Genomic DNA, 17,989 nt, shown 5'->3' on the forward strand with positions numbered 1-17,989 from the left:
CCTTCATTCGTGGTAACACGACCACCTAATGTATTAATCGCATTACTATTGGTGGTAATTTTTCCATCTAATGTGCCGACTTCAGATGTCATTCTTGTATTTAACGTGCCGACTTCTGTTCCTATACGCGTATTCAGCGTTCCCACTTCGGTTGTCACTCGACCATCTAAAGTGCTAATGGCCGTATTCGTTGTATATAACTGTCCGCCTGTTACCGCATCTTTTGAGCTTACTGTTGAAATATCACCATTTTGTAAATTGGTAATTTTCGTACCACTTGTACCTTTCAGCGTAATGACATCTTGTGTCGTAGTATCATATTGCACTGCCAATTGGTTAAGTGTGCCTTGACCCGATTTTAAATTGGCAATATCGCCTTCATTCGTGGTAACACGACCACCTAATGTATTAATCGCATTACTATTGGTGGTAATTTTTCCATCTAATGTGCCAACTTCAGATGTCATTCTTGTATTTAACGTACCGACTTCTGTACCTATACGCGTATTCAGCGTTCCAACTTCTGTCGTTACTCGATTATTGATGATTCCAACCGAATCATCCATTTGCTTTTTATTGACAGCATCTGTGGCTTGTGTTCCTTCTGCAACACTCGTAATTTGACGTAAATTCGTTTCACTCCCGACAGCAAAAGTATTGGCACGGTCTGTAACTGAATTTGCGCCTAAAGCAACACTATTTTTGCCTCTTGCTTTTGCTTGAGAACCCATTGCCACATTATATTCATCATAAGCTAAAGCACCGGTTCCTATTGCAACTCCAGAAATAGATGCAGCTGCACCACCTATAGCAACAGCATTACTTAATGCCCAATTTAAATTACTACAATCACTCCCAATAGATACGGCGTTATCTGCAAAGTCAGCAATTGCACTACTTGGATAACTACCACCTATATATTGCGCACTAGCATTACTGCCATTAATTCGATAAGTAAGTTGTATACCCGGCATAGTATTATTTGAACAAGCAAGACTCTGCACAATATTTCCTGCAAAAACATACGGGCTTAAAAATAGACTACTTATTACAATAAGCGGTTTAATGACTTTTATTTTAGATGCTACTGACTGATTTTTTGTATTTTGCGTTGATTTTGCCTTTCCGTGACTTTTTGCATTTTCAGATACAATCACCATACGTCCAAGTGATTTATTAAAAATAACTTTAAATACTTTATTCATAACATTCCCTACAATGAAAAACTAAAGATATTTTCAATTTGAGCATGTTATAAAGAAATAACTCATCCCTTTGATTGGGTATTTTTCGCCTATATAGTTAAAAAAAATAAAAAGAAATATTAGATAAATTAACAAAAAATAGGACTTTGTTCTTGTTTATCCTAGAATATAATGAAAACTTACCCACTAAAATAGTGTAAAAATAGTCTTGTTTAAATTTCAAATACCCAATATTAGGGATAGTAATTATTTTGGTCACATGCCACAGTATAAAACAATATATTAGAAGTTTTTAATATGCCTAACAATGATTTAAGTTTACCCGTACCCGTCATTATTGTGGAAGATGAACCACTCATACAAATACGTTTAAAAGAAATACTTTATAATTTAGGATATCAATCAGAAGACCTTTATTTTGCTCAAAATATTGCAATTGCACGAGCACTGTTAGAGAAGCATTCTGTATCTTTTGCATTGGTTGATTTAAACTTACCAGATGGTAATGGTATAGAGTTTATAAGTACTTTAAACAAATATGATCCTACCATTCCCATTTTGGTGATCTCTGCATGGAGTACTGAGGATGCTATCTTCAATGCACTAAGTTCTGGTGCAACGGGCTACGTTTTAAAAGAGCGTGATGATTTAGAAATTACATTTTCTATTCGTAGTATTTTGCGTGGCGGAGCTCCAATTGATCCATTTATTGCTCAAAAAATATTAAAACAATTACAATTCAATGAAAATAATATCACCAGTACAGTAGAAAAAAATGCCCTCGCATTAGAAAATGAAGGAATGCTGTCAAAACGTGAGCTGGAAATTCTTGAATTGGTCTCACAAGGTTTAAGCAATAAAGAAATTGCCAACCATTTAAACTTATCACGCTATACAGTTGAGTCCCACATTAAACATATTTATCGAAAACTTGCTGTACGGAATCGCTCCAAAGCTGTGGATACAGCGCGAAATTTAGGATTACTCGATTGATTTCAAGACTCTTTAAATTGTTCTTCATTCTTGTTTGTTTAATTCATAACATTGCGCTTGCTCAGCCTTTAGAAACACATCAACCTTATGATTCAAATAAGCTTTGCGAATTTAAAATCATAAGTACGCAAGTTGCCCAAGCTCCCAATAACTCCATGAAAATTCCACAGCAAGGTTGGGAGAACGTAAAATTACCTGATAATTGGGAGACTCGCTGGAAAAACTACACGGGTACAGCTTGGTATAAAATTATTTGGCAACACCAATGCCAAGATCAGAATCAAGCAATTGCATTTTTAATTGAACGTATTACTTTAGCAGGTGCTGTTTACAGTAATAATCAGCTTTTATGGCAAGATAAATCATTACAAGAACCACTTTCTCGTAGCTGGAATATGCCACGCTATTGGATTTTACCTTCAGCTTTCTTACAACATGAGCAAAATGAAATTTTAGTTCGTGTCACTGGGATAAACTCACAACAATCTGGTTTAGGTCAACTCAAATTTGGTCTCGCTCAAAACATTATCAATGAAACAGAACAATTAATATTTGAACGTAGAACATTAATTTTTATCAATATTATTATCACATTTGTTGTTGGAACTATTAGTTTTATTATTTGGGCATTTCGCCGTCAAGAAAAAGCTTATGGTTGGTTTGCATTAACATCATTATTTTGGGGATGTTTTGCTTATAATTTTATTGCCCTTGAGCCATTTCCTTTTTCTAATAGTCTGCTTACTGCCCGGGTAAATCTTATCTTTTTACTTGCTTATACTGGTTGCCTATGCTTATTTTCATGGCGCTTTGCACATCAGCACTTTAAAAAACTTGAATTTTTACTTTTTTCGATCACTTTTATTCTGACAGTAATTTTACTTATAACACCCACTACCTATTTACAACCAGTATTTGCTTTTAGTTTCTATTTTTCGAGCTTCATATTTATTTTAAATTGTATATTTTTTCAATGGATTGCCTACAAAAACCGCCAAAAGGATGTTTTATGGCTTACGGTGATTTTTATAAGTTTTTTAGTCATCATCCTCCATGACTTAATCATTCTAATTAATCATTCTAATCAGTTACCTTGGACACCCTTCGCGGCACCTATTACCAGTATCGCTTTTTCTTTCATTTTAGCTTATCGAATTTCTCAAGATGTTGTTCGCATAGAAAAATTTAACCAAATACTTGAAGAAACAGTAGAAAAAGTCAGTTTTGATTTAGAACAATCTTTAGATAAAAAATATCAACTTGAAATCGAAAATATGCGTCTACAAGAACGTTTAAATCTTTCACATGAATTACACGACGGTTTAGGCGGATCATTAGTACGTTCAATGATTTTACTCGATCACTCTGAAACCATAGAAAAAAATCAAGTACTTTCTATGTTTAAATTATTGCGAAATGACTTAAGACAAGTTATTGACTCAGGTTCAAGTTTAGGTGTTAAAGTTCCTGAGAGTCCAATAATGTGGATCGCACCTTTAAGGCATCGTTTTGTACAATTATTTGAAGAAATGAATATTGAATCTACTTGGATTTTCTCTAGTTATTGGGTTACTAAACCGCAAGCTTTAAATTGTTTAACGCTATTACGTGTTGCTGAGGAGGCTTTAACCAACATTGTAAAACATAGTCAAGCAACCGATGTTGAAGTCTCTTTAATTGAAGATCAGCAAAAGAAGATTATTTTAGAAATTAAAGATAATGGGCAGGGATTTATCGTTGACCTTGTACAAGAAGGTCTGCATGTGGGACTTCAAAGTATGCAGGTTAGAATCAAACGTCTAGGTGGCGATTTTCAAATCAGTTCAGTAAAAGGACTCACGGTAATAAGAGCAATTCTACCATTAAAGCAGAATAATACTTAAGTACAATATCTTTACATATTATGCATTTAAGATTACGCTCTTAAAAATACTCACACAATAGATCGTAGAAATTTTAGTCAATAATTTAAATGCAACAGTGTTCTAAATTATATACAGATGCTAACTTGCCAATAAAAATTACCATTGCCTTAAATACTTCGACATATTTTATCTGCATATAAAAATCAGCATACCTTTTAAGATACTGATCAATATAATTTATACGTTTAAATAAGGGGAATTTCTTGCGACCTAATCGGCAGAACGATATAAAATTGAGTCTTTTTTATCGTCTCAGTTTTATTTCTTTGTTGTTTCTAGCATTACTCCCAATAAAATCATTTGCACAAGCTGAAACATGCCAAACCAATATTCAATCGATCCAAGCTATAAAATCAAATGCAAAAAACTTAGATCAACTTCCTGCCAATGGTTGGAGTTCTATCAAAACATTGCCCGATTTATGGCGTAAACGCTGGCCTGAATACAGTGGCAGTACATGGTATCAAGTGCAATGGTCATATCAATGCCCAACGGATAAAAAATTACCGATCACACTTGTCATTTCGAATATCAATATGGCTGGCGCTCTTTACAGTAATGGTGATTTTGTCTGGCAAGACCAATCTATACATGAGCCTCTATCGCGAAGTTGGCATCAACCTCGTTATTGGATTTTAAACTCTTCAGGACTACAGCAAGGAAAAAATATATTACTGATTCAAGTCATTGGTACGCCAACACAACAATCCGGTCTTGGACAAATTTGGCTTGGTGAGCATGCCAAAATAATGCCCATTTATAAACACCAACGCCTTGAAAAACAAACACTACCCATCTTTAATATCATGATTAATATGGTAGTAGGATTTCTATGTTTAATGGTTTGGCTATTTATACCGAAAGATACTGCTTTTAAGTGGTTTAGTGCCGTATCATTTTTATGGGTAATTTATAGCGGATTAGTGATTTACAATGAACCTATCTTCAACCTTTCAAGCCTTTCTGTTGATAAATTAATCAACATTATTTTTTGTATGTATACAACAGCAGGCTGTCTTGCCGCATGGCGCTTTGCACAGCGTAAATTCAAATGGATTGAACGCTCATTATTCACATTCAATGTCATCGTGATTATTCTCGTTTGTAGTGCTCCAGACGAAATCATACCTAAACTTCTCCCTGTAACATTCACAATTGCCGTTATTATTTTTTTAATGAAGTGCTTCACATACCCATATATTGCTTATAAATCAAAAATTAAAGAGTCATATGTTTTAGCAGTACAATATTTATTTTTTATCCCAATCGCAATCAATGATGCACATTATATGCTGACTTTAGAGGGTATGATTCTTTCACCTTATACATCGCCCATAAATACACTTTTAATTGGTTTTATTTTAGCCTTACGTCTTGCCAATCATAACAAATACATTCAAGAATTTAATAAAACACTTGAGGACTCTATAATTCAAGCTAAAGAATCTCTAAGTATTTCACTCAATGCTCAACATCAACTTGCGTTAGAAAATGCCCGCTTACAAGAGCGCATTCACCTCTCTCATGACTTACATGATGGCTTAGGTGGCTCAATTGTTCGCTCTATGATTCTGCTTGATCACAATGAAAAAGTTGATAAAAATCAAATGATATCCATTTTAAAATTATTACGTAGTGATTTACGCCAAGTTATCGATTCTGGTTCAAGTGCAAGCGTACAAATCGCCGACGATCCAATCTTATGGGTTGCGCCTATGCGTCATCGTTTTGTACAGCTCTTTGAGGAGTTAAACATTGATTCTAAATGGACTTTTGCCAATACATGGATGTATGCACCATCTGCAATTCAATGTTTAACACTCTCTCGCATTATTGAAGAAGCACTCACCAATGTCATTAAACACAGCCAAGCAACTGAAATTTGCGTTGCATTTATTGAAAATGAACAACAACTCATTCTTGAAATTACAGACAATGGTATTGGGTTTAATCCTGATGCTGTTGAACAAGGCCTACATATCGGCTTACAAAGTATGCTAACTCGTGTACAAAAAATTGGGGGACAATTTAACCTCGAATCTGAAATTGGTAAAACCACTATTCAAGTGATTTTACCAAGAAAAACAACTGATTTAGAACAGCAGAATATTAAAAAACCAGATGATTTTCATATATCTAACTTTCAAATTTAAGGTTTTAAAAATTATCGATATATAACTTCAAAATCAACTTTTACCTTCATAATAGCAACAATCATTTTCCAATAAAATACACTTCAAATATTAAAATAATTGACTTGCACCGCTCAGGTCTTAAAATACCGTTTTCCTTTTTAGATATGCCAGAGTTATGTCGAACGATCAATTAGATTCGCAAGTTGTTGAACTGGACGATTTACACGAGCAACGTGAAATTGTAACGTTTATGCGCCGTTCTTCTCCATTGAACACATCGCAACGCACTGCGCTTGAACAATATGGTCATTTAATTTTGGAATATCCTGTTGGCGATTTACGTCAACATTTTGAACATCCTGAACGCCCACTGACTGTAGAAATCGGTTTTGGTATGGGACGTTCATTGGTGCTTATGGCTAAAGCCAATCCTGAACGTAACTTCGTCGGGATTGAAGTTCATATTCCAGGTATTGCTCAATGCGTCTATGAAGCAAGTGTTGCAGAAGTCACTAACCTTCGTGTATTAGATGCCGATGCCATTCAAGTTCTACGTGAAATGCCTGATAACAGCATCAATGCCGTTCAACTCTATTTCCCTGATCCATGGCAGAAAAAACGCCACTTCAAACGTCGTTTCGTTTCACATGACCGTATGCCACTCATTGAAGAAAAATTAGAGATGGGCGGTACATTCCATGCAGCAACAGACTGGGAACCGTATGCAGAATGGATGCTTGATGTCTTAGATAACCGTCCACGTCTAGAAAATGTGGCAGGTAAAGGCAATAGCTACCCTCGTCCAGATTGGCGTCCACAAACTAAATTTGAGCGTCGTGGTCTTGAATCAGGTCATAAAATCAATGATTTCTACTTTAAGAAAATCAATTAATTTCACTTAAACCTAAGATATAAAAAAGAGCAGTACCATATTGCTCTTTTTTATACCTTAACCTTCGTTTAACAGCTATTTTTTGATTTTCAATAGCTCAATAAACACCATCTTGAGCTCGATGACGCTGTAAAATCTGCTCGCTCAATAATGTATATGCACTTTTCAATTCATCTTGCCGAGCACTTTCAAGCATGCTTTGGTGCATTTGTAAAATATGCTGATCACCACGCATTGCAGGACCTGTCTGCATCCTTCGAGGATCATTTTGTGTTGCTTTGTGCGCAGTTTCTAGGATTAATGGATAGAGCAAGCTAAAATCAACTTGCTGTTCATCGGTGACTTGTTTTGCCATGTCATAACAATAATTACTAAAATTACAGGCAAATACTGCAGCCAAATGCAAACTCAAACGTTGTGCCGAAGAATACAAATACACGCTTTGGCTTAAACTTTGCGCTAAATCATTTAAAATTGCTAAATCTTGCGCTGTACTTGCTTCGACAAAAAGTGGCGTAGTTGACCAATCAACTTCTCGCTCTAAACTAAATGTTTGCAAAGGATAAAATACCCCAGATCGTGTATGAAACTGAGTCAATACGCATAAATCCGTACTTCCTGAGGTATGTACAGTCAATACATTAGGTAAGTATTTTGCAACTTGCTCAATCACCTGTGCAATAGACTGATCACTCACGGCAATAATGAGTAAATCAATATCCGATTGAATATACTCAATTTGATTTACAGCTTGTGCTTTCACTTTTTCTGCGAGCTGCTCAGCATGTGTGTACTGACGACTATAAATTTGGACAATCTGATATGATCGTGCCAAAACTTTTGCTAAATGTGTCGCCACTCGCCCCGAACCAATCAAACTAATACGCATCACTCATCCTTCAAACACTTTACCCCATCCCAATTTTTCAACTTTCAAAAAGAAAGGGGTGGTATGACCCATCCCTTTATCTTACGTTACATCTGCTATTCACTCATTAAAATTATGGAAAAACATCAAAATGTCGCCTACTTCATATCAATTACTGCATAACATCAAATGCAATACGACGGTTTTTAAATTGTCCTTCTTTGGTTGTATTATCTGCAACAGGATTTTCTTGACCAAAACCTTGTACTGTCAATTTTGATCCATCAACACCCTGAGCCACTAAATAATCAGCCACAGCCTGTGCACGTTTTTGTGATAAAACTTTGTTTGAATCTGCATTACCGACCGAATCGGTATAACCATTAATCACAAGCTGAGCGTTCGGTAATGCTTTCATCAACGTTGCTGCTTGATTTAAAACAGCCTTATTCGCTTCGGGAATAACATTTGAGCCACTAGCAAAATTAATAATCTGTAAGTTCAATGCTTTTACAATATCTTGCGGCTGAGCTTGTGCAGGATTAATTGCAGTCATCGCTTGTTGGGCTTGATCAATACTTGAATTTACTGCTGTATTAATATCAAGGGGTTGGTCTAATTGAACATGTGCTGTTTTTAACAAAGGTTGAATTTGTGTGGCTAATTTTTGTAAAATTACCGCATCTGTACCTTTCAAGCTCAGAGTATTCCCCGTCCAAGTCAATGAAACACCTGGTACGCCTTTAATCAGATTCAATACACCAGCAAAAGCTTCTTGATCAACAAGTGCTGAAGTAAAACCTTCTGTACCCGTTACACAACCTGTTGGATGGCTAAACAGTTGTTTAATTTGCTGTTGTAAACTCGCAATGAAGCTTGCATCACCAATATTTGCCTGACAGCTTTGTAGCTGCCCCTTATCATCGGTTGATAATATAAAAATTGAATCATTTTGCGCAGTTATTGCTCCTGATTGATTGGTTTGTACAGGAGTTGTTTGTACATCATTATTTTTACAACTACGTAAACCCCAAAAAGCCAGACACAACAAAATAATTAATGCTACTAAAGCAGACCAGAAGCCGCCATTAGATTTTTTTTGTACCGTTGCAGGAGTGGGTTCAACTGTCGAATGTGCAACTGTTGGCTCAGGGCTTACAGGTACAATCGGCTCCACTACAGATTCATTTGGTATAACCAGAGCTTCATCAACATTTTTAGCAACATTCAGTGTTGGTTGACCTAAACTTGCTACAGTGGCTTGAGCTGTGGTCGCAAGCCCACCTAGTCCAATCGCGCCCAAAATTGCCTGTGCCCACGGCGCAAGACTAGGATGATCACCCTCATGCTTTTGGCTTAAATAATGCTGTATGACCACCGGATCACGAGAACCAGCTTCATCTTCAATTGTATTTAAAACAGGTGGTATAGAACGATTCAATAATAACTCGACATCATTTGGTGATGCGGTTTGACTAATTGCTGCCAAAAATTGATCTTTTAGCTCAGTATGCCCTGAAAAAATATCACTTAAACGTGGATTCAAATTATTTTGAAATATACCAATCCACTCAGGTTTAGCTTTCAATGCTGTCAATAAAAATGGATAAAATTGTTCGAGTGCATATTTTTTTGCATCGATATCCGATGTCTCACTCGTCATTAACATTGGTGTAACACGATCTTTTAAAAGTGCGAGCAGATCCATGTAGTGTTCCTCATATCAAAAATTTTATTTTTTTCGAGATTTAATTCATATATTTGTCTATAACTGCAACATTATGTGCTTAAATTTTTATGAATATTATTAATTTTTGTAATTCAATTCGTTGCTGTTTTCAAAAATAAAAGCCAACCAAAGTTGACTTTCACTCCGAACTAAAAATAATAAATCTAAATGACTTTAAGGTTCCAGATTATAAATTTTTTGTCGTAATTCAGCAGTACGTTGAGTTGTCATATTGGTTTGACAATTCAAATGATAAACTTCGGGATTATCCGTACCACTACTTTCAAGCTTACATTCCAACTCACGTTTTTTTAACCACAATCGTTGCTCATCCAATAATTGACTACGAATATCGGCTGTTGTTGCATTCCAAACGAGATTCAAATTTTCATTCGCTTTGTCTAAATTAGCTTGAGCCTCACTGACTAAAATAGCTTGATATTCTTCGGCATCGGCATTCGCTTGTGCCTCTTCCTTCATTTGCTCCTGATGAGCAACTTCTGCAGCATTTTGTCTTGCAGATTTAAGTAAAGAATCTATAGCAATATCGCGAACAAAAATTGCTAATGCATCTGGATTCTCTAAAGTTACATAAACTTTCTTACCATCATCCGTTGGTTGGACAATATATTCTAGTTCTTTTTTTAATTGGTTCGCTTCAAGTGTCAAATCCGATAAAACCGCTGCTTGAGCAATATTATTCTCATTGTAGACAGCCCTTGCAGCATCAGCATCTTTAATCATTTGTCCTGGGACATTCACAATAAATTGTGTCGCACAGTATTCTTTTTTACTGTTTGGGTCTGATGAGTTGGTTCGAACATCTGTGACATTAAATGTAATTTGTTTCAATGCAGCGCGAAGTTTCCCCATATCAATCGTAATATTTTCTTCAGAGATTAATGCCTTCACTCGCTCAGCGGCAGAATTGCTTACACTTTTACTAAATGTTTCTACAACTAGCTCTTTGGCTGTTTCATTGCTACATGATACTCCACCACCTGTCATGGACTTCACTTGATCACATCCAACAAACATCAAAGTGCTGCACAATAAAGCTAAAATTTTATATTTCATAACGTTTCCACAATATTCAATGATCTTTTAAAGTTTCTTTAAATTTGATTCATATTTTATCAACTAACCATAACGCATCTAATAATTATGGTTTATAATTATTATTCGCCTTCATAATACTCACCACCTTCCGAATATTCAGCTTCATGTGCTTCTGTACGTGATTGAATCATTGCATTTTCTTTTTCAGAATAATTTCTTGAAGATTGATTTATCTGATTTTTTTCAATCTGCGGCTTTAAAAAGGCATACAACAAAGTATCTGAAATAAATTTTCTAATCACATTAGTATCTGTCACAGATGCAATAACCTTATCTCCCTTATCTGTCGGTTGAAGAGTGTATTGCAAATCTTTACTAATTTTACCGGCAATATAATCAATATCCTCTTTTAATGCCTGAGCTTCAACAGTATCAAACCCGACTTTCCTTCTCGCTTCATCCGACTTTTTCACAAGATCCGAAGGTATATTCACCGTTAAATCTAATGAACATGTTGTTTTAGTGCTATCAGGATCAATATGATCTGTTCGGCTATCAACTAATTTGAACTGGACACTTTGAGCAGATAATTTTAGTTTTGCAGGATCTAAATCTTTAATCTCACCACGCTGAATAAAACCTTTTAACTCATTTTCTAATAATTTATTTAAGTCTTCACGTAAAACTTCTTCGACTAATTTTAAACCACTTTCGTCATCACACTTTACATGTTTTGAGAAAATACTATTACACCCAGATAAAACAACAGAAAGTGAAGAAATTATTAAAAATGTTTTTAGTTTCATATATATGCCCTCTTTATTACATTATTTTACATAAATCAAAATAAAATAACAATTAGGTCACAATAAATAAAAAGCCAACCGAAGTTGACTTTAAAGATTAAAATCGCAAAACTAAAAAGCAAATAAAACTCTTAAGCTGTAAATGTTTTAACCACTTTACCGATTACTTGCTGATTGATTAAAGGCGTATTTTTTCCTTGAGAAATAATACTGTCTTTGCTCAAAACCCATTCAGTCGTTGGATCGATCAGTACTAGACCTGCTTCTTGCGCCCATTGTTCGGCCATGTTCGCAACTTGTGCAGGTTTAATGGTCACTTTTTCAACCCATTCTAAAGGTGTGAACAAACCTTCATTGACCAACTGAATCCCAAATGGAATATAACTATCAAATGCAGTAAAGCCTGGTTGAGTTTCTGCAAATGGTGCCATTTTTGCGGAACTACTGAGTGGTTCATGATGAGTACAAATTGCATCAATCACTCCTTCTTTCACACCTTGCCGTAACAATTCTTTATCAGATTCAGAACGTAATGGTGGACGCACATGTGCCAACGAATTAAATCCATCAATCAATTGATCAGTTAAATGTAGTTGATGCATCGCAACATCTGCAGTTACAGGCAACCCTTTAGCTTTCGCAGCTTTAATTAGCTCTACCGACGCACCACATGACAATAAACCAAAGTGTGCACGCACGCCCGTCGCTTCAATCATTAACAAATATTTGGCAATTGCAATGGTTTCTGCCAAAGCAGGAATAGTCGGCAAGCCCTGACGTGAAGCCATAAAGCCTTCATGTACACAGCCATCTTTGGCAATTTGGTGTTCTTCTGCATAAAACACCACGGTCATGTCTAAACCCGCGGCATATTCAAGTGAACGAATCACAACATCATCATTGGCAAAAGCTTCATTGGCATTGGTCACGGCGGTACAACCACCTTTTTTCAAGCCCGCCATATTTGCAGGTTGATTGCCTTTTAAGCCTTGTGTTTGCGCACCAATCACTTGCAAATAGATACCACCATCCAACATGGCTTTTTCAACTAAGCCATGAATCAATGCACCATTATCTTGAACAATTGGCTTTGAATCTGGTGGAGTAATTACATGCAAAATCCCATTTTCACGGGCAGCCTTACCTTCAGATTTGAGCGTTCCATGTTGCTGTTGACCTGGTTCACGTAAACGTGCACACAAATCCACCATGGTTGGCATCAGCCATTTGCCTTGACCATCAATTGTTTCAGCGATGTTTTCATTTGCTTCGACACGGTGACCATTTTCAATATAAACCGTTTCGACTGTATCCGTTTTTTTGATCGGATCAAGGACACGAACATTTTCAATTTTTACAATACTCATGACTTCACCTTATCCCACAATCGCATCTAACAAACCTTTTTCCTGTAACTGCCCTTGCATAGATAGGGCAAGCACTGCCATGCGCACGGCAATACCATTGGTCACCTGATGCAAAATGACCGACTGTGCACCATCAGCGATACTTGAGTCAATTTCTACACCACGGTTCATTGGCCCTGGATGCATCACGATACAATCTGGTTTTGCCAAAGCTAAACGTTCTTTGTTTAAACCATACATTTTGTAAAATTCAGCTTGTGAAGCCAATGCAGGAGAATCGATCCGTTCATTTTGAATACGCAAAGTAATGATCACATCACAATTACGAATACCGTCTTCCATATTATTGAATAAACGAACACCTTCACCATATTCAGTAAAACCATACGGTAGCAAAGTATTTGGCGCAACTACACGAATATCGGTGCAACCCAATGTTTGCAATGCAGCAACATCTGAACGTGCAACACGCGAATGTTTAATATCACCAATAATAGCAACAGAGAGATCTTCAAATTTCTTTTTAGTTTCACGGCGAATGGTCAGCATATCCAACATCGCTTGCGTTGGATGGGCATGTCGACCATCACCTGCATTAATGATTGCAATATCTGGACAGACATCTTTAGCAATAAAATGTGCTGCACCTGAAGATGAATGGCGTACGACAAAAATATCTGCCGCCATTGCTTCAAGATTCCACAAGGTATCACGTAATGTTTCACCTTTAGATGTGCTCGAACGAGCAATATCAATATTCAAAACATTGGCAGATAAGCGTTTTGCAGCGGCTTCAAAAGTGGTACGGGTACGTGTTGAATTTTCAAAGAAAAGGTTCATCACTGTACGACCTTCAAGCAAATTATTGTTAATTAGCTGATTTTGGTCATTAAAAAAGGACTGTGCCGTGTCCAATATTTTTGTCAGTGTTTCTTTAGAAAGACCTTCGATGGTGAGGAAGTGTTTTAAATTTCCATCTTGATTGAGTTGAATCTGACTCGGTGTATGCAATGCCGCCAAGTGCATGAGAGATTCCTTATTGTTAAGTTAATGCATTATACAGAGATTCATTTCCAATAGCAGATGAACTTTTCACCAATCAGGATCAATAAAAATAATGACAATACATTTCAATAAGATAAATTAAATATCATTTTAGTAACATAAATTCAGCTTTTCTTATTTTTGAGTATGCTTAATCATTACACTCAAATAGATATGTACATAAAATTCAAATGAATATAGGTAATATATTAAATACGCTCACACATTATAATCAGCAATATCTATATCATGCACTTCGATATTCCTGTCCAATTGAAGTGCATAAAGAATTCAAATTAACGTAATGCACCAATATAGTGATGAGAAACTTGCGCCTGATATTCTTCATTTGTGACTTCTGACTGTCCTGTTGATTCCGAGAAAGTTTCTAGATTTTCTTTATTTTGAACAGAATCATCTTCATCATGAATCTCAATCTGGCTTTCTTTTAAAATTAAAGCTTGTAAGCGATTAATCAATCGATCTAATTCTTCATCCTGTAAGAGTGCTGCATGTTGAATGATATAACCTGCATAAGTCTTATTTTCCACCAAATACATGACATCAATCATCCGCCCTGCCACACGACGCATACGAGCGTACATTAAAGTTGCTATCGAAAATGCATCTGAATGTGCAATAAATCCTGTATTTGTTACGTCTTGAATTGTATCTTGCATAGAACCCCCAAAGATTTATTTTTAAATTCAAGCAAAATAACTAATAATTCGCTTGATAAAATACGATAAGTATTTAAGCAATTTACGTACCAATATTTTAGAGCATCAACATTAACCAATGAACAATTAAGAATCACAATCACTCAAAACTTCAAATATCATTTACTCATAAAATGTACCCAACACATTTGTAGTGAAATCAGGATTAATACAAAACCCATGACGATATTAAAATTATTGCTCTATTAAAATCATTCAAGCGAACATAAGTGTTCTTTTTTATAAAGATAAAAAAAAGATTTGGACTATGTCTAAATTCCAAGCATATCAATCAACAATGTTCCAAATTTAAAGTAATTTCTTAAAAAATGATCTTTGATCACGCATTCGTCAAGTTTTCATCATCAAAATACGCTAAAATAACCGATTGCTTTTTTCTCCTGGAAATTTTCATGAATTCAAAACCACGTCTTTCTACATATTGGGTTACCTGTGCAGATGGACTAGAAACCTTACTGCAAGAAGAAATTCAAGGTTTAGGGATTCAAAACATTGAAAAATTTCCTGGACGTTTAATCTTTAAAGGCAAGCTTGAAGATGCGTACCGTGTGTGTATGTGGTCACGCCTTGCTTCTCGTGTATTGACGCCTATTCATGTGCATGAGCTTGATTTTACGCATGATGCTCGTGATGTTGCAGAAGAGCTTTACGAAGGCGCAATGAACTTTGATTGGTCACTTATTTTTGCACCACAAAGTACTTTTGCGGTTCGCCTACATATAGAGCGTGAGATTAAAGTAAACTCACAATTTGCTACCTTACGCGTAAAAGACGGTATCGTCGACTCGTTTATGGAAGCTGTGGGTAAACGCCCAAGTATCGACATTAAACAGCCTGAAATTACCATTTATGCTCTTGCAGGTAAAACAGAACACACCTATTGCTTAGATTTATCAGGTGATTCACTGCATAAACGTGGTTATCGCCACTACATGACTGATGCACCAATTAAGGAAAACCTTGCTGCTGCCATCTTGCAAAAAGCAGGCGTAAAAGACCGTAATCCTGACATTATTTTAGATCCAATGTGTGGTTCAGGTACTTTCATTATTGAATCATTGATGATTTTGACAGATCGTGCACCGGGTCTTGTGCGCCGTTTCGGTTTCAATGGTTGGAATGGTCACGACCATGATTTATGGATGTCTGTTAAAAATGAAGCGGCTGAACGTCATCAACATGCCCTTTCTCAACCTCTTCCACAGTTTTATGCTTATGATGCAGACTGGGAAGCGGTAAAAGCGACCAAACAAAATATTATTGCAGCCGGTTTCGAATCTGTACTTGATCAAATTAAAATTGAAGAACGTACTTTAGCCGATTGGCCTGATTTCCAAGCCGAAGGTAAAACGGCAGTGATTGTCACCAATCCACCGTATGGTGAGCGTTTAGGTGAAAAAGCATCTAACCGTGCCTTGTATCTTGGGCTTTCTGCACTCTTACAGAAAAACTTCCCAAATCAATATGCAGCCGTGATTGCAGCTGCAGTTGAACAAGCCGACGTTCTTGCGTTTAACGATCCACAAATTTTACGTTTGATGAATGGTAAACTTCCAATTTACATCCGTTTTGGTACGATCAAACCTGCAACTGTCAGCCGTCCATTTTTAGCTGAATGGCAGCCTCAACAATTTGAAGAAATTGAAGGTGCTGTTGAATTTGCCAATCGTTTGCAAAAAAATATGCAAACTTTGAAAAAATGGGCTGTAAAAGAAAATATTTATTGCTTACGTTTGTATGATGCAGACTTACCTGACTTCAATGTTGCGATTGATTTATATGGTGATCGTCTACATGTTCAAGAATATGCACCACCAAAAACTATTGATCCTGAAAAAGCCAAAAAACGTTTTAATTTAGCATTGCAAGCAATTCGTGCTGTGACGGGCTTAGGTCGTGATGCAATTTTCATCAAAACGCGTGCACGCCAAGAAGGTAAAACACAGTACGCTAAGCAAAGTACTGCATCGAAGCGTTTTATTGTGCAAGAAGGCAAAGCAAAAATCTTAATCAATTTAACTGATTATTTAGACACAGGTTTATTCCTCGATCACCGTCAAATGCGTTTACGTATTGCCGCTGAAGCGAAAGGTAAACACTTCTTAAACTTGTATAGTTATACTTCAACAGCAAGTGTACATGCCGCTTTAGGTGGTGCTGCAAGTACAACAAGTGTCGATTTATCGAATACTTACCTAAACTGGTCTAAAGAAAACTTTGTTTTGAATGGTTTGACGGTAGATCATGTTGACCAACAACATCAATTCTTTGCAAGCGATTGTTTTGAATGGTTAAAAGAAGGTCATGAACAATATGAATTGATCTTTATTGACCCGCCAACATTCTCAAACTCTAAAAAGTTTTACGGTACATTTGACGTACAACGTGATCATAACTCATTGTTAAAACGCGCAATGAATCGTTTAACGACAGACGGTACGTTGTATTTTTCAAATAACTATCGTGGTTTCGAAATGGATGAAGAAGTTCAAGCCATGTTCAATGTTGAAGAAATCAGTAATGAAACCATTGGTCTAGACTTCAAGCGTAATCAAAAAATCCACCGTGCTTGGAAAATTACTCATCATCCTGTGTAATTGTTTCACATAACGCTTACTATAAGTGTGTTAAATACCGATTCAGGCAATATGTCTTGAATCGGTTTTTTTATCTTTACTTAGCGATTAATCAAACCGCCAGCGTCAATTTCATGTCCAGAATACAGCGTTATCGTATCTTTCGTCGTCACCCGAATATCATGACGTTGATTTGGATTTTCACTGATGTCTATAAATCTAAATCCTGTTAGTGGTCGTACATATCGATCGCCAGACTTACTTGAATCTCTATCTTTCTTTTTCCATTCATAATCTGTTAAAACAGTTGAATAAATTTCATCTTTTTTTGCCTCATTAGCTCTTTTATTGGCAATTTGATTATGTACATTATTTTGTTCATCAAGAGGTTGTTGAACATCTTGTTTCACTGAACTAATAATAATAGGCGTGAGTTGTGCCAAACCGCCATATTGTTCTGAAAGGCTTTGATCATCTAATTTATTTGCAAACACTGACGTTGAGCTCCCCATCATCAATACTGCAATAAGTAAGTGAGTGTATTTGAGTTTATTTATCCCTATGACCATCATGATCAACCTTCTACTTTTTATTCTTCCTGTCTAAAAAACTACCAACTTTAGACATATGTTGCAATAACATGATTTAAC

At 36.1% G+C, this 17,989-nt stretch carries 14 protein-coding genes; 5 read left to right on the forward strand and 9 right to left on the reverse strand.

The window, feature by feature from the left end:
- Nucleotides 1-1,205: ESPR-type extended signal peptide-containing protein (locus ACK1JC_RS10200; RefSeq protein ID WP_409511762.1), on the reverse strand; the 1,205-nt coding region annotated here is incomplete at its 3' end.
- A 297-nt stretch (nt 1,206-1,502) separates the two neighbouring features.
- Here ACK1JC_RS10200 and ACK1JC_RS10205 point away from each other — a divergent pair.
- The 4 genes from ACK1JC_RS10205 to trmB all read left to right on the forward strand — a co-directional run bounded on the left by ACK1JC_RS10205 (nt 1,503) and on the right by trmB (nt 7,150).
- Complete coding sequence (locus ACK1JC_RS10205) at nt 1,503-2,198, forward strand: LuxR C-terminal-related transcriptional regulator (RefSeq protein WP_409511763.1); 696 nt, start codon at nt 1,503-1,505, stop codon at nt 2,196-2,198.
- Complete coding sequence (locus tag ACK1JC_RS10210) at nt 2,195-4,081, forward strand: ATP-binding protein (RefSeq protein ID WP_409511764.1); 1,887 nt, start codon at nt 2,195-2,197, stop codon at nt 4,079-4,081. The genes ACK1JC_RS10205 and ACK1JC_RS10210 overlap by 4 nt, the downstream gene beginning before the upstream one ends.
- Nucleotides 4,082-4,356: 275 nt before the next feature.
- Nucleotides 4,357-6,276 carry a sensor histidine kinase gene (locus tag ACK1JC_RS10215; RefSeq protein WP_409511765.1) on the forward strand — a complete coding sequence of 640 codons (1,920 nt, stop codon included), beginning with the start codon at nt 4,357-4,359 and terminating at the stop codon, nt 6,274-6,276.
- A gap of 157 nt (nt 6,277-6,433) precedes the next feature.
- The gene (trmB, locus tag ACK1JC_RS10220; RefSeq protein WP_409511766.1) at nt 6,434-7,150 is read left to right on the forward strand and encodes a tRNA (guanosine(46)-N7)-methyltransferase TrmB; all 717 of its coding nucleotides are present in this window, start codon (nt 6,434-6,436) and stop codon (nt 7,148-7,150) included.
- A 97-nt stretch (nt 7,151-7,247) separates the two neighbouring features.
- Here trmB and ACK1JC_RS10225 read toward each other — a convergent pair whose 3' ends face one another.
- The 7 genes from ACK1JC_RS10225 to ACK1JC_RS10255 all read right to left on the reverse strand — a co-directional run bounded on the left by ACK1JC_RS10225 (nt 7,248) and on the right by ACK1JC_RS10255 (nt 14,703).
- Nucleotides 7,248-8,039: a Rossmann-like and DUF2520 domain-containing protein gene (locus tag ACK1JC_RS10225; protein ID WP_409511767.1), complete on the reverse strand. Its 792-nt coding sequence runs from the start codon at nt 8,037-8,039 to the stop codon at nt 7,248-7,250.
- Nucleotides 8,040-8,190: 151 nt separating this feature from the next.
- Nucleotides 8,191-9,726, reverse strand: a complete 1,536-nt coding sequence (locus tag ACK1JC_RS10230; RefSeq protein ID WP_409511768.1) for an OmpA family protein — start codon at nt 9,724-9,726, stop codon at nt 8,191-8,193.
- 195 nt (nt 9,727-9,921) lie between these two features.
- Entirely contained in the window at nt 9,922-10,824 is a 903-nt protein-coding gene (locus tag ACK1JC_RS10235) for a lysozyme inhibitor LprI family protein (protein ID WP_409511769.1), read from the reverse strand.
- 101 nt (nt 10,825-10,925) lie between these two features.
- The gene (locus ACK1JC_RS10240; RefSeq protein ID WP_409511770.1) at nt 10,926-11,612 is read right to left on the reverse strand and encodes a hypothetical protein; all 687 of its coding nucleotides are present in this window, start codon (nt 11,610-11,612) and stop codon (nt 10,926-10,928) included.
- 131 nt (nt 11,613-11,743) lie between these two features.
- Nucleotides 11,744-12,979: an aspartate carbamoyltransferase gene (locus ACK1JC_RS10245; protein WP_409511771.1), complete on the reverse strand. Its 1,236-nt coding sequence runs from the start codon at nt 12,977-12,979 to the stop codon at nt 11,744-11,746.
- Between the two features lie 9 nt (nt 12,980-12,988).
- A complete protein-coding gene (locus ACK1JC_RS10250; protein WP_409511772.1) occupies nt 12,989-14,005 on the reverse strand; it encodes an aspartate carbamoyltransferase catalytic subunit in 1,017 nt (338 codons plus the stop codon).
- Between the two features lie 314 nt (nt 14,006-14,319).
- On the reverse strand, nt 14,320-14,703 hold the full coding sequence (locus tag ACK1JC_RS10255; RefSeq protein WP_409511773.1) for a hypothetical protein: 384 nt from the start codon (nt 14,701-14,703) through the stop codon (nt 14,320-14,322).
- 452 nt (nt 14,704-15,155) lie between these two features.
- Here ACK1JC_RS10255 and rlmKL point away from each other — a divergent pair, with 452 nt between their 5' ends.
- Nucleotides 15,156-17,360 carry a bifunctional 23S rRNA (guanine(2069)-N(7))-methyltransferase RlmK/23S rRNA (guanine(2445)-N(2))-methyltransferase RlmL gene (gene rlmKL, locus ACK1JC_RS10260; RefSeq protein ID WP_409511774.1) on the forward strand — a complete coding sequence of 735 codons (2,205 nt, stop codon included), beginning with the start codon at nt 15,156-15,158 and terminating at the stop codon, nt 17,358-17,360.
- An 80-nt stretch (nt 17,361-17,440) separates the two neighbouring features.
- On the opposite strand, the gene ACK1JC_RS10265 is transcribed toward rlmKL, so the two are convergent.
- Nucleotides 17,441-17,911 (reverse strand): hypothetical protein, encoded by a 471-nt coding sequence (locus ACK1JC_RS10265; protein ID WP_409511775.1) that lies wholly within the window; start codon nt 17,909-17,911, stop codon nt 17,441-17,443.
- Nucleotides 17,912-17,989: the final 78 nt, after the last annotated feature.

This window comes from Acinetobacter sp. TY2, assembly GCF_046269225.1.
Taxonomy (GTDB): domain Bacteria; phylum Pseudomonadota; class Gammaproteobacteria; order Pseudomonadales; family Moraxellaceae; genus Acinetobacter.